This window comes from Marinobacter pelagius (assembly GCF_900114925.1).
Taxonomy (GTDB): Bacteria; Pseudomonadota; Gammaproteobacteria; order Pseudomonadales; family Oleiphilaceae; genus Marinobacter; species Marinobacter pelagius.
Map to the genome: position 1 here is coordinate 47,367 of NZ_FOUR01000005.1, position 13,581 is coordinate 60,947.

Annotated in this window: 12 protein-coding genes; 3 read left to right on the forward strand and 9 right to left on the reverse strand. The window is 62.4% G+C overall.

Annotated features, from left to right (window positions below; translation table 11 throughout):
- Positions 1-155: 155 nt before the first annotated feature.
- On the forward strand, positions 156-1,832 hold the full coding sequence (gene ilvD, locus BM254_RS11155; protein ID WP_092003283.1) for a dihydroxy-acid dehydratase: 1,677 nt from the start codon (positions 156-158) through the stop codon (positions 1,830-1,832).
- Here ilvD and BM254_RS11160 read toward each other — a convergent pair.
- Positions 1,829-4,435 (reverse strand): EAL domain-containing protein, encoded by a 2,607-nt coding sequence (locus BM254_RS11160; protein ID WP_092003286.1) that lies wholly within the window; start codon positions 4,433-4,435, stop codon positions 1,829-1,831. The two genes, ilvD and BM254_RS11160, sit on opposite strands and share 4 nt — an antisense overlap.
- 223 nt (positions 4,436-4,658) lie before the next feature.
- On the opposite strand from BM254_RS11160, the gene pbpG reads away from it, so the two are divergent.
- A complete protein-coding gene (gene pbpG, locus BM254_RS11165; RefSeq protein WP_092003289.1) occupies positions 4,659-5,567 on the forward strand; it encodes a D-alanyl-D-alanine endopeptidase in 909 nt (302 codons plus the stop codon).
- A gap of 18 nt (positions 5,568-5,585) precedes the next feature.
- A complete protein-coding gene (locus BM254_RS11170; RefSeq protein ID WP_092003292.1) occupies positions 5,586-6,065 on the forward strand; it encodes an asparaginase domain-containing protein in 480 nt (159 codons plus the stop codon).
- Here BM254_RS11170 and rsuA read toward each other — a convergent pair whose 3' ends face one another.
- From rsuA to BM254_RS11210, 8 genes are all read right to left on the reverse strand, one after another.
- The gene (gene rsuA / locus BM254_RS11175; RefSeq protein WP_092003930.1) at positions 6,066-6,764 is read right to left on the reverse strand and encodes a 16S rRNA pseudouridine(516) synthase RsuA; all 699 of its coding nucleotides are present in this window, start codon (positions 6,762-6,764) and stop codon (positions 6,066-6,068) included.
- Between the two features lie 5 nt (positions 6,765-6,769).
- The gene (locus BM254_RS11180) at positions 6,770-7,798 is read right to left on the reverse strand and encodes a metal-dependent hydrolase (RefSeq protein WP_092003295.1); all 1,029 of its coding nucleotides are present in this window, start codon (positions 7,796-7,798) and stop codon (positions 6,770-6,772) included.
- 32 nt (positions 7,799-7,830) lie between these two features.
- A complete protein-coding gene (locus tag BM254_RS11185) occupies positions 7,831-8,967 on the reverse strand; it encodes a lytic murein transglycosylase (RefSeq protein WP_245777437.1) in 1,137 nt (378 codons plus the stop codon).
- A 246-nt stretch (positions 8,968-9,213) separates the two neighbouring features.
- Complete coding sequence (gene phoR / locus BM254_RS11190) at positions 9,214-10,536, reverse strand: phosphate regulon sensor histidine kinase PhoR (protein WP_092003302.1); 1,323 nt, start codon at positions 10,534-10,536, stop codon at positions 9,214-9,216.
- A 55-nt stretch (positions 10,537-10,591) separates the two neighbouring features.
- The gene (gene phoB, locus BM254_RS11195) at positions 10,592-11,284 is read right to left on the reverse strand and encodes a phosphate regulon transcriptional regulator PhoB (RefSeq protein ID WP_092003304.1); all 693 of its coding nucleotides are present in this window, start codon (positions 11,282-11,284) and stop codon (positions 10,592-10,594) included.
- A 76-nt stretch (positions 11,285-11,360) separates the two neighbouring features.
- Positions 11,361-12,248, reverse strand: a complete 888-nt coding sequence (gene ubiA / locus BM254_RS11200; RefSeq protein ID WP_092003308.1) for a 4-hydroxybenzoate octaprenyltransferase — start codon at positions 12,246-12,248, stop codon at positions 11,361-11,363.
- Positions 12,249-12,332: 84 nt separating this feature from the next.
- A complete protein-coding gene (locus tag BM254_RS11205; RefSeq protein WP_092003313.1) occupies positions 12,333-12,878 on the reverse strand; it encodes a chorismate--pyruvate lyase family protein in 546 nt (181 codons plus the stop codon).
- Positions 12,859-13,416: a hypoxanthine-guanine phosphoribosyltransferase gene (locus tag BM254_RS11210; protein WP_092003316.1), complete on the reverse strand. Its 558-nt coding sequence runs from the start codon at positions 13,414-13,416 to the stop codon at positions 12,859-12,861. Before BM254_RS11210 ends, BM254_RS11205 begins: the two co-directional genes overlap by 20 nt.
- Positions 13,417-13,581: the final 165 nt, after the last annotated feature.

The window sequence follows — 13,581 nt, forward strand, 5'->3', positions numbered from 1 at the left end:
ACTGGGATGATCTGTCTGGGATTGTAAGAGCTGGCAGCACGGGGCCCCTTGATGCAGGTCATTCGGGACTGCATATTGTTTCCGGTCGGGATTTTGAGGTTAACCGCCGAATCTGAGATCCTGAGCCGATCATTCCTGAAGATCTGGAGGCTGCCATGACAGACGACAAACGCCGTCAATACTCATCTCCGGTGGTGGATGGCATTGGCAAGTCCGCCAGTCGGGCCATGCTCCGGGCCGTGGGCTTTACCGATGAGGATTTCCGCAAGCCGCAGGTGGGTATTGCCTCAACCTGGAGCAATCTCACGCCCTGCAATATGCACATCAACCGGCTGGCCGAGGAATCCGCCGCCGGTGCCGACGAGGCGGGTGGCAAGTCCCTGATCTTCAATACCATCACGGTGTCCGACGGTATCGCCAACGGTACCGAGGGCATGAAGTACTCCCTGGTGTCCCGTGAGGTGATTGCCGATTCCATCGAGACCGCTGCCGGCTGCGAGGGCTTTGACGGCCTGGTGGCCATCGGCGGCTGCGACAAGAATATGCCCGGTTGCATGATGGGGCTGGCGCGGTTGAACCGGCCGTCGGTGTTTGTCTATGGCGGCACCATCATGCCTGGCAAGAACCACACCGACATCATCTCGGTGTTCGAGGCGGTGGGTGCCCATGCCCGGGGCGATCTGGACCTGATCGAGGTAAAGCAGATCGAGGAGACCGCCATACCCGGTCCGGGCTCCTGTGGCGGTATGTATACCGCCAACACCATGGCGTCGGCCATCGAGGCCATGGGCATGAGTCTGCCCGGAAGCTCGGCCCAGAACGCGGTTTCCGAGACCAAGGTGGAGGATTGCCGGGCCGCCGGTGCAGCGGTATTGAACCTGCTGGAAAAGGGTATCCGGCCCTCGGACATCATGACCCGCAAGGCTTTCGAGAACGCCATTACCGTAGTCATCGCCCTGGGCGGTTCCACCAATGCGGTACTTCACCTGCTGGCGATGGCCAGTACCGTGGGCGTGGAGCTGGATCTGGCCGATTTCACCGAGATCGGCAAGCGGGTCCCCGTGCTGGCGGACCTGAGGCCCAGCGGCCACTACATGATGTCCGAACTGGTGGCCATTGGCGGTATCCAGCCGTTGATGAAAATGTTGCTGGATCGGGGGCTGTTGCACGGCGACTGTCTGACCGTGACCGGCGGGACGCTGGCGGAGAACCTGGCGGATGTCGAGCCCTACCCCGAGGGGCAGGACATCATCCATGCCTTCGAGGATCCCATCAAGGCCGACAGCCATCTGCGCATTCTCTACGGCAATCTGGCGCCTACCGGTGCGGTGGCCAAGATCACCGGCAAGGAGGGCACTCATTTCACCGGTCGCGCCCGGGTCTTTCATTCCGAGGAGGAGGCCCAGGCCCGGATTCTCGACGGCACCGTGGTGGCCGGAGATGTCCTGGTGATCCGTTACGAAGGTCCGAAGGGCGGCCCCGGTATGCGGGAAATGTTGAGTCCTACCTCCGCGATTATGGGCAAGGGACTTGGCAGTGATGTGGCACTGATCACCGATGGCCGTTTTTCCGGTGGCAGCCATGGCTTCGTGGTCGGCCATATCACCCCGGAGGCGGCGGACGGCGGCCCCATCGCGCTGGTGGAGGATGGCGACACGGTTACCATCGACGCCGTGGCTAACCGCATCGAGCTGGACGTGTCAGAAGCGGAGATGGAGCGCCGGCGCCAGGCCTGGCAGGCACCGGTCCCGAGGGTGACCCGCGGTGTGCTGGCCAAGTACGCCCGAACCGTCAGTTCCGCCTCCAAAGGCGCAGTCACAGACCTGCCCTAATCTGTTCCCGGCATCACCGGTGGCCCCCAGTAGTAGCCCTGGCCGTAAAGGCCGGGGAACTGCTGGAGCCAGATGGCGATGGCTTCGTCCTCGACCCCTTCCACGACCACATCCAGGTCCAGGCTCTCGCCCAGCTCCATAGCCACCTGAAGAATCTTCTGGCGCCTGGGGTCAGCCATGATGTCCTTCAGGAAGCTGCGGTCGATCTTGAGCTCGTCCAGGTCGAAAGTGGCCAGGGTGCCGAGGGAGGAATGTCCGGCGCCGAAATCGTCAAGGGCGATCCGGAATCCGGTATCACTTAGTTGACCGATAGTGGTGCGGGCGATGCGGGGGTCACTCATCATGGCCGTTTCGGTGATCTCCAGAATGATGTTCTCCGGAGCCAGGCCGTGGCGGCGGGTAATACCGGCGGCAACCCGGTGAAACCCGGGGCGGGCCAGGTCCTTTGCGGAGATGTTAACCGAGACCGCAATATGCGGCCCGAACTGTTGGCGCAGCACGGCAAAGTCCCGGCAGGCACGATCCAGTGCCCATAGCGTCACCGGATGGATGATGCCCACCTCTTCGGCCAGGGGAATCCACTGGTCCGGTGATACCCGGCCAAATTCACTGTGGTGCCAGCGCACCAGACCTTCGAGGGAACTGATTCGCCCGTCGCGGATGTTGACCTTGGGCTGGTACTCCAGCCACATCTCACCGGCTTTCAGGGCTGCCTCAACATCAAGGATCAGGATCTGTTGGCGGTATTGCCGGTGTGCAACGGACGGGTCGTATACGGACAATGGCCGGCTGTCATCCAGCGATGCAAATCCGGCGGACGACAGCACGGAGGACGCATCCCGGCCATGCTCCGGAGCATGGGCGAGTCCGAGCGTTGCTGCCCAGGAAAAGGAAAACCGGCCTTCCCGGAAGTTCTCGCCCAGCCAACCGGTGATGGCGGTCAGGGCCGGATCGTTCTGGCTTCCGTCCTCGTCCCGGTAGAAAGCGAAGGCGTGGTTGGCGGTATCGAGCGTGGCAACGGCATGGCCGTTAATCGTCACCAGCCGACTGGCCAGGGTGCGCTTGAGGAGGTTGTTGAGTTGTCGCAGGTACTGCTTGAGCAGGTCTTCGGCAGTGCGGTACCCCAGGGCCTGTTCGACCTCGTTGAACCGGGCCAGTCGGACAATGCAAAGGCTGAAGGGGGTCTGGTTACAGTCAATGGTTTCCAGGGTCTCTTCCAGGACCGGGCGGTTGGGCCGGCCGGTTACCCGGTGTGTTTTCATCAGCTGGTCATATCGTTTCTCGATGCGGGTCCGTAACTGTCGCTCCTGTTGGACCCGGATATCGGAGCCCATACGACGCTTGCGTTCCTGCACCAGCAACCGGCCGACGCCGCTGGTCAGGATCAGCGAGCCCAGCGCAGCTCCGAGGAAGAAGGCCGAGTCGGTCAGGTTGTTGACCGGTAGCCAGCCGACCGTCCGCATGGACGTAACAATGGCACCGATGAGAATGGCCAGGATCGACAGGGCAAAATAGCGGCCGTACAGATGCCGGCGATGCCACAGGGCCAGGCTGAATATGAACAGACCACCCAGGGCGCTGATCACCAGGAAGGCATCCTGGCCGATCCAGTCCAGGGCGAAGGGGGCTGCCAGCAGGTGTAGTCCGCCCAACACGCTGAGTAACCTGAGCACCCCGGCCGCGACCTTGCCCACCGACAGGAAATGGGGCGTGAATTCGCACAGGGCGATCAGGCAAAGCGGTAGGGTGACGCCGAGCAGGGCGTTGAGTTCAGGGCGTTCGGGCCAGAGCAGCCAGAGCCCCAGGCCTTCCATGATCAGCTGGCTGTAGATGACGGCGACCATAAGCACGCTCAGCCATGCCAGACCGGGGCGTCTGAGCCGGAACACAATGCTCAGGTTCAGCAGCAGGGCGAACACCAGCAGGCCGGTGATGAAGGCCTTCCAGGCGAGGTTGGCAGCGCCCTGGTTGATGACTTCGTCGGTCCGGGCCAGGGAAACCGGTAGAAGTACCGGGCCGTTGTTCCGGACCTCCATCAGCAGCGTGGTCGTCCCCGGTTCCAGGGTCACCGGCCAGATCCACTGGGGCAGGCCAATGTAGCGGTGATCGAACGGGTAGAGATCGCCCAGGATCGCCAGGTGTTCCATGCGCCCGTCCGGATGGATCATCACCGGAGCCAGGTGGTCGAGGTAGGGCGCTTCGACAATCAGCTTTCTGTCCACCGGGGCACCGGCGGTGTTGCTCAGCTGCAGGCGATAGGTGACCGGCTGGTAGGGATAGCCTGCGCCGGAGTGGTCCAGGTCTTTCGAGGTCCAGCCATCCGCGCGCTGCCAGGAGCCGGTGGCCAGTACCGTTTGCAACGGCTCGATCCGGTAATCCGAATGGCTGGGCAGGCTCACCCCACCGGCGGGCGTCATTGGCGGGGGCTGCGGCTCATCGTGGACCATATTGGCCGGTAGCAGCCAGAGAGTGGCAACCAGCCCATAGACCACGCTTGCCGCCAGCAGGGCCAGGGGCAGCCATCGGGTCAGCTGTGTCGCGGAGCATCGCAGGCCGGCAACCGGAGCTGGTGCGTTGGCGTGGCTTTGGGCATGCGAATCCATTCGGAGGGAGTCCTGACTGCCGGTGGCGTGACGGTTGCACAACGGTTACATTGATTAACGAAATGTAACTTCATGAATTAACGGAAATTTTACAGATTTTTAAGTTATTTTGCATTTCCTGGCCAGCAGGCTTCAGGGAAAATGTGACATGTCAGACATTCGTCTCCGCTGTTATAGTGGGGTGCTATCGCCGAGGCTCGATACAGGGGGAGCAGTGACAGGCATGATCGGGAAATTCAAAAGCGGGGCATTGCTGCTTCTGGTGATGGTTTTTGTGACCACCGCGCAGGCCGGTACCGGGCCGAATCTGGCGTCGGTTAACGCCGCGGTGGCCCGCGTTGGTGACGATAACCTGGTTTTTGGCAAGAACGCGGACCGGCAGGTGCCCATCGCCTCCGTCACCAAGCTGATGACCGCCCTGGTGGTGCTGGAATCCGGTCAGCCCCTGGATGAAGCGCTCACTTTCCATGAACGTCACACCCCGGCGGCCAATAATGCCTACACCCGGATCCGTGTGGACTCGACCCTGCCCCGGTCCGAGGTGATCCGGATCGCGCTGATGTCCTCGGAGAACTTCGCCGCCTATACCCTCGCCAGCAATCATCCCGGCGGTTATGACGTTTTTGTCCAAGCGATGAATGAGAAAGCCCGGGCTCTGGGTATGTCCGGCACCCGGTTCGTGGATCCCACCGGTTTGTCGGTGCTCAATGTCTCCACGGCCTCGGACCTGGTTCGTCTGGTCAATGCTACCCTGAAACATCCGGAGATCCGGGAGTATTCCACCACCGGCTATTACCGTGCCCATTTCCGGAACCCGAGATACAGTCTGTCCTTCGGCAACACCAACCCGCTGGTGCATCGGGACAGTTGGGGCGTCGAGTTGAGCAAGACCGGTTACCTGTCCGAGGCGGGGCGTTGCCTGGTGATGGTTTCAGACATGAATGGTGAGAAGGTCGTGACGGTCCTGCTGGACTCCCTGGGTACCCGCTCGCCACTGGGGGATTCCGGGCGCATCAAGCGCTGGCTGGCTTCCGGTGAAACCGGTACCGTCGCAAAGGCGGCCCGTCGCTATGAGCAGGAAAAGAACGCCTCATACGCGGTTGCCGACAACGGCCCCGCCACAGTGAACTGACAGGGACGCACCCGAGCCATGATCGACATCTTCACCACCGGCGGCACCATCGACAAGGTGTATTTTGATGCCAGCAGCCAGTTCGAGATTGGTGATTCGTTGTTGCCCGAACTGTTGTCGGAATCCAACATCCACGAGGGCTACCGTGTCCACGGGGTGTTGCGCAAGGACAGCCTGGATATGACCGATGATGACAGGGACAGGATTTTCGATGCCGTGGCCGGTTGTGAGGGGCAGAAGATACTGATCACCCACGGTACGGATACCATGGCCCAGACGGCGGAACGGCTGTCGTCCCTGAGCGACCGGACCATCGTGCTGTTCGGAGCCATGCAGCCGGCGCGGATGCGCCGTACCGATGCGGTGTTCAACCTGGGCTTCGCCTGGTCGGCGGTGCAATTACTGCCGCCGGGGGTCTACATCACCATGAACGGCGAGGTGTTCGAGGCCGGGGCAGTCCGCAAGAACCTAGAGGCCAAACGCTTCGAGCGGATCTGATCAGCCCGGACCGACGCTGGCGACCTCCTGCCTGGTCAGGGCACGGTATTCGCCGGGCGCAAGCTCCGGGTCCAGAACAATCTCGCCTACCCGTAGCCGGTGCAGCGCCACCACATGATTTCCCACCGCTGCCAGCATGCGTTTGACCTGATGATAGCGCCCCTCGGAGATGGTCAGCTCGATCACCCTGTCATTCACCCGCCTGATGGTCGCCGGGCGCGTTTTCCTGTCCTCATTGCGCAGTAACACCCCGGTGGTCAGTGTCTGCTCCGCCGCTTCGGTCAGCGGTTCTTCGAGACTGACCCGGTAGGTCTTGGGGCAGTCGGTCCGGGGCGAGGTGACGCGGTGGGACCACAGGCCGTCGGTGGTCAGCAGCAACAGGCCTGTGGTATCCAGGTCCAGCCGGCCGGCCATGTGCAGGTCTCGGGCAAGCTCTGCTGGCAGCAGGTCCAGGGCGGTCGGATGCTCGCTGTCGCTGGTGGCACTGACCACGCCCTCGGGCTTGTTCATCATCAGGTAGCGCTCGCCGCGGAGGGTCAGCAACTCGCCGTCCAGGGTGACGCGGGCATCATCGGGAATTTTCCGGTTGGCGGTTTTGCAGACGGCCCCGTCGACGTTAACGGCGCCGGTGCCAATTGCCCGCTTGGCCTCCTTGCGGGACAGTTCGGTGCAATTGGCGATGAACTGGTCCAGGCGCAGAGTCATCAGCAACTCTGTCCCGGTGCCGGTGTGCTCAGGGTGGCAAGGCAGAGCACCTTGCTCTTGCCGGTCACCCGGGCCCACAGCTGGTTCAACGCCTGATCATTGACCGCGGGTCTTGGCAGGCGGCTGCTGGTGAGCGGCAGGAGCTGGCCGCCGTTATTGCGGGCGACCACGAAGGTAAAGGGATGCGCACCGGGCAGGCCAAGGCGGATATCCGTGGCGGTGATCCGGTCACCGTCGGTGGCGTAGTCCAGAAAGCCGCCGGTGAACCACTCCAGGCGTTGCACTTCCGGTAGATCGGCCACGGCTTGAGCCAGTTGCGGATCGCGGGGGAAGGTTTCCAGGGTCAGCGCCTGGTCACCGTCGAGGAAACCGGTCACGATTTCCACCCGCTGTTCGTCGTTTATGGCGGTGGCCCGCCACAACACCGTATTGAAGGGCATGGGCTGTACCATCAGCCGGGCGTTTTCCATGCCGGCCTGTGCCAGCGCGGGCGTGACCCGGTTGGTGATGATCTGCTGCGCGGCCAGGGTCCAGCCGAGATAAACGGTGGACAGGGCCAGGCCAACGGCAATGGCACGCTGGGCCGGAGGTCGGATCAGGAACAGGATGCAGCCGGCCAGCAGTGGCAGGGTATAGGCCGGGTCGATGATGAAGATGCTGTTGACGGCAACCGGCCCGCCAAACGGCCAGAACAACTGGGTGCCATAGGTGGTAAAGGCATCCAGTATCGGGTGTGTCAGCAGGACGAGACCGGTCAGCAGCAGCCATCGTCGGAAGTCCAGCGCGGGCTTCCAGCGCCACAGCAGCCAGGCCAGCAGCAGCGCCAGCGGCGCCAGGACCAGGAGTGAGTGGCTGAAGCCGCGATGCTGGGTGAAATTGGCCACGGCGGAGCCATAGTCGATGACCACGTCCAGATCGGGCAGTGTGCCGAGCGCACCGCCGATCAGGAGTGCCGAGCGTCCCAGGGTTTTGCCCGCAACCGCGCCGGCGATGGAGGCTCCAAGGGCAACCTGGGTTATGGAATCCATGGTGTTTTCCGACCTCTGCCTTACGTATCGAATCAGTTACCGGTAGATACGTTCAGTCTGGCCAGAACGGCTTGTCCGGGATATCCGTCGGCAACCATGCCGGAGGCAGCCTGGAACTTGCGAATGGCCGATCGTGTGGCCGGGCCGAGGATGCCGTCCGGTTTGCCGGTGTCAAAACCCCGGTCGGTCAGGGCTTCCTGCAGTTCCATGATGTTGTCCCGGGAAAGGGCCGGTGCATCCTCCGGTGGCGGGTTCTGCAGCTTGCCGGCACCCGCCACCCGGTCCGCCAGGTGGCCGACCGCGATGGCGTAGAATTCGGAACGGTTCCAGCCCATGATCACCCGGAAGTTATCGTAGACCAGAAACGCCGGTCCCTGATGCCCCGCAGGCACCACGAGCTTGGCCTTGATGTCGGCGCGGGATAAGGCGTTGCCAAAGGCATCGGTGATGCCCATGTTGCGCCATTCGCTCAGCGCCAGGCGGCGGCCATCGGCCAGGTTGTAATCAAAGCTATCGGGCAACAATACCTCGCGTCCCCAGCGGTAGTCCCCGTCCCAGCCCATGGACTGCAGGAATTTTCCGGCAGACATCATGGCATCGGGCAGGCTGTTCCAGAGATCCCGGCGGCCATCGCCATCGGCGTCCACCGCATGCTGCAGAAAGACCGTGGGCATGAACTGGACGTGCCCCATGGCGCCGGCCCAGGAGCCCTCCATCTGGTCAGCGGGTATCGCGCCCTCATCGATGATGCGCAGGGCGGCGATCAGCTGCTGGGTGAAGAACGTGCTCCGGCGGGCATCACAGGCGAGGGTGGTCAGGGCGCTGGGCACGGACATCTTGCCGAAGTAGCTGCCGAAATTGGTCTCCAGGCCCCAGAACGCCACCAGGTAGGGTGCCGGAACACCGGTTTCATCCGTTACCCGCTCCAGCAGGTCCCGGTGTTCGGCCAGCATCTCCCGGCCCTTGCTGACCCGGGCCTCATTGACCCGACGGTTCAGGTAATCGGCGAAGGTGGTGGTGAATTCCGGCTGCCGGCGATCCAGTTCGATCACCCGGTCCAGGTGTTCCACCTGGGCCATGACCTGGCTGGCAGTAGCCTGGCTGACGCCGGCGTCGATGGCCTGTTGCTCAAGCCTCGCCTTGCATTCGAAAAATGCCTGCTGGGTGATTGGCTCGGCCTGGTTCTGTTCCTGGGCAAGGGCGGTGCCAGTAGCCGGAGCCAGGATGCTGGCGATGATCAGGGCCAGCGGCCCGCGGGATGTCCTTGAGAGAGTGAAGCGCACTCGATACCTCGAACCGGATAGTCTTGGATGGAAGCTGTTGTTGTCATGGTAGCGTGTTTTCGTGGTGTGAAAATACCGCAATCACCAGTGGGTGATGACAATTGTTTAAGCTTCCGGTTCCCCGGGGGCCGGTTAATCGTTCGCGGTGGATTCCGGTACCCGCTCGACCAGCCTTTCCCGTGGGAAGTGACAGATGAACTCGCTGCCCTCACCGATCCGGCTGCGGATCTCCAGGTTGCCATCGTGGTTGAGCAGCACGTGCTTGACGATCGCCAGGCCCAGGCCGGTACCGCCGGTGTCCTTGTGGCGACTCGGGTCGGCCCGGTAGAAGCGTTCGGTCAGCCGGGGAATGTGCACCGGGTCGATCCCTATCCCGGTGTCCTTGACCGAGAGGTGAGCGCCCTCCCGGTTGGTGGTCCAGGAAATGGTGATGTGACCATGGGCCGGCGTGTATTTCACCGCGTTGAACACCAGGTTCGAGAAGGCGCTGCGTAACTGGTTCTCGTCGCCCCGCAACAGCCGGTGGTCGGCGATGTCGACGGTAAATTCGTGCTGCTTTTCGCCGCTCAGTGCCTTGGCGTCATGGCAGATCTGTTCGATCAGGGCGTCGACGTCGGTCAGGGCATCATCCACCGTCTGCTCGCCGGTCTCGATCCGGGACAGCAGGATCAGGTCGGTGATCAGGGCCTCCATCCGCGAGGACTGGGCGGCCATGGTGTTGATGGCCCGCCGCCACTTGGGCGGCAGTTCGTCGGCGTGGTCCACCAGGGTTTCCAGGTAGCCACTGATCACCGTCAGCGGGGTGCGCATCTCGTGGGACACGTTGCCGACAAAGTCGCGGCGCATCTGCTCCAGCTGGTAGAGGCGGGTGACATCCTTGGCCACGATCAGCCGGTCGTCATCGCCGAACAGGCTGATCTGGATCTGCAGATGGATGTGAGGTTTGGCCGGAGAGTTGATCTCCAACGGATCGCGGTAGTCCCGCGAATCAAAATAGCTTTTGAACACCGGGTTGCGGATCAGGTTATGGATGTACTGGCCCTGGTCGGTATTGCGGCGGAAACCCAGCAGATACTCGGCCGAGCCGTTCCACCACTCCATCGCACCCCGGGAATCGGTCATGATGACCCCGTCGCGCATGGCATTGGTGGACTCCTGCACCCGGTTGATGCGCGCCCTCAGCCGGTCCTGGGTGCGCAGGTGGTTCTGGTGCAGCTTATTCAGGCCATCGAAAATGTCGCCCCACATGCCAATGCTCTGGGGCGCTTCATCGGTGCCGCTGGGATTGGCCAGCCAATGATAGAGTCGGCGTGCCTGGACCAGGGTCCACCACAGGTAGACCACCAGCCCGAAGGTCAGGCCCCACAGGGGCCTGTCGAAAATGAAGCCCACCAGTGTGGTAATGGCGAGCCCGGCAATGATTATCCGCAGGTAGCGTGACCAGTTGTGGTGCATCGAAAGCTGCCTTGTGTCAGTTCCGGCCTGATGCAGAATGAGTGGCCGGCAGTGCTTATGCGGCTCTGGTGGAGAAGCGGTAACCGGTTCCCCGAACAGTCTGGATCAGGTGGTCGTACTTGTCTCCCAGCGCCTTGCGCAGCCGCCGGATGTGGACATCGACAGTGCGCTCCTCGACGTAGACGTTGCCGCCCCAGACCTGGTCCAGAAGCTGGGAGCGAGTATAGACCCGTTCCTGGTGCGTCATGAAGAACTGGAGCAAGCGGTATTCAGTCGGGCCCATGGTCAGGGCGCCTTCCTCGGTGGTTACCCGGTGGCCGACCGGGTCCAGGGTGAGGCCCTCTACTTCGATTGGCGAGTCGACGCCGGGCGGGGTGGCGCGGCGCAACACGGCCTTGAGGCGGGCAACCAGTTCGCGGGGGCTGAAGGGTTTGGTGATGTAGTCATCGGCTCCCACTTCCAGGCCCTGGATCTTGTTGTCTTCCTCGACCTTGGCGGTGAGCATGATGATCGGGATGTCGGCGGTGGCCTCGTCTTTTTTCAGTCGCCGGGCCAGCTCGACGCCGCTGGTGCCCGGTAGCATCCAGTCGAGCAGGACCAGATCCGGTTGTTTGTCGACAATCAGGGCATGGGCTTCCCGGGCATCCGCTGCCTCAATGTAGTCGTAATCTGCCATTTCGAGGGCCACGGCAATCATTTCCCGGATGGGGGCCTCGTCATCGACGATCAGGACAGTTTTTCCGTTCATGGTGTGTAACCTGTGTCAGACCTTGATTTGTTGCTGCCTCATTACAACGTCGAAGTATGACAAGTATATGACAGCCTCAGCCGAACAACAGGTCGATCACCAGTCCCGCAAAGACCGCAAAGCCGGCCCAGTTGTTATTCAGGAACGCCTTGAAGCAACCCTCGCGGGCCCGGTCCCGGGCCAGGTACTGATGATAGGCAAACAGGCCGGCCATGACGGCAACGCCGAGGTAGTAGAACGCGCCCAGCTCCGCCCGGTGGCCGACCATCACCAGGATCAGGATGACCAGGGCCTGAAGGATGCCGATGATGGCCTTGTCGGCATCCCCGAACAGGATGGCGGTGGACTTGATGCCGACCTTGAGGTCATCGTCCCGGTCGACCATGGCGTAGAGGGTATCGTAGGCCACGGTCCAGAGTACGTTGGCGGTGAACAGCAGCCAGGTCAGCTGGCTGAGTTCATTGGCTTCCGCCGCCCATGCCATGGGGATGGCCCAGGAGAAGGCGGCACCCAGGAAAAGCTGGGGCAGGTGGGTATAGCGTTTCATGAACGGATAGATGAACGCCAGGATGACCCCGCCAAAGGACAGATACAGGGTCAGGGTGTTGGTGAACAGAACCACCATCAGGAACGAGATCAGGCACAGGCCGGCGAACAGGGCAACTGCCTCCCAGGCCTGGATGCGCCCGGCGGTCAGTGGGCGGTCTTTGGTGCGTTTGACGTGTTTGTCCCAGTCCCGGTCGGCAAAATCATTGATGGCGCAGCCGGCGGCGCGCATGAAGAAAACGCCCAGGGTAAAGACGATGATATTGCCGATGCCGGGGTTGCCGTCCCCGGCGAGCCAGAGTGCCCAGTAGGTGGGCCAGAGCAGAAGCAGTGAGCCGATGGGGCGATCGATTCGCAGCAGCCTGGCGTAATCAGTCAGGCGGCTCTGGACGTGGTCGGGCATGGCGTTCGGGATCATGGCACGCATCCGGTTGCAGCAAATGGAAAAACGGATAAATCTGCGGATTATAGCCAGCCGGTTCCGGCCAGTTAAAGGTCGGGCTCAGGAATACAGGATCGGCAGCAGGTATTCGCCCACCAGCAGGGAATGATTCCCGTCATGGAAGATCGAGCGTCGGGCAAGGCGAGGTTGTTCGCTGCCCTGCGGCGCACACAGCCCGGTTTCCAGGGGGCCCCGTTGCCAGCGGGGGCTGCTGAACAGGTAGGCGCCGAGGGGTTTGTTGCCCAGGTTGCGCAGGATGCGGTTGCGCCCCTCCAGGCAGTCCAGGGGGATGATGGTGCGGGCCAGCACCCAGGGGCGCCCGTCGCCGCACAGCCGGACCTCGCGGATCCACGCCTGCTCGCGCTCGGGTATGGCCAGCCGTTGCGCCTCCTCGAGGGAGGGACGGCCGAAGCCTTCGCGCTGGATCTCGACGTGGAAGGATTCGCGGCATTCTTTCTGGAGGGCACGGGTGAACGAACCCTCCAGCTGGAGCCAGTAGCGGGCCGGGCCGCGAACCTCCGGGTTGCGAAGGCTGGCTGCGGCGAGGGAACGATACCAGCGGGTCAGCGGAATGCCCGGTTGGTGCTCAGAGTCCCTTGACGGCATAGATCCCGGGGGCGTTGCGCCAATAGCCTTTGTAGTCCATGCCATAACCGAACAGGAAGCGGTCTTCCACTTCCAGGCCGGTGAAGTCGGCCTTCAGGCCGGGGCGGGCCTTGCGGTCGTGCTGCTTGTCCACCAGCACCGCAGTCAGGACCTCGGATGCGCCATGGGCGAGACAGTAGTCGGCAATCGCGCACAGGGTGGTGCCTTCGTCGAGAATGTCATCGACGATCAGCACGGTACGGCCATTCATGTCGGCTTCGGGCTGCAGCTTCCATTCCAGAATGCCGCCGGTGGTTTCCTGGCGGTATCGGGTAGCGTGAAGGTACTCGGCCTGGACCGGGAAGGTCAGCCGGGTCAGCAGCTGGCCGGTAAGGATCAGGCCCCCGTTCATTACACAGAACACCAGCGGATTGCTGTCCTTGAGACGGGCGGTGATGTCGTCAGCCAGATTGCCGATGGCAGCCTGTACCTGCTGTTCGTCAACCAGGCAGTCGGCCTCGGCCATGACCTGGTTCATTTCGGCGACGGTATCGGTCATAACGGTCGGATCCTGTCTAAAACGGGCGATTATACCGGAGTGGCTGGTCAGAAGGGAGGGGCGGTTGTGGGGGCGAATATCTGTATTTATGGCTATTGGCAGAAAACTCTCCGGGTGGCCGTCCGTAATGGCATTGGTGTCCGGGAAGGGGGCCGGTATGATATT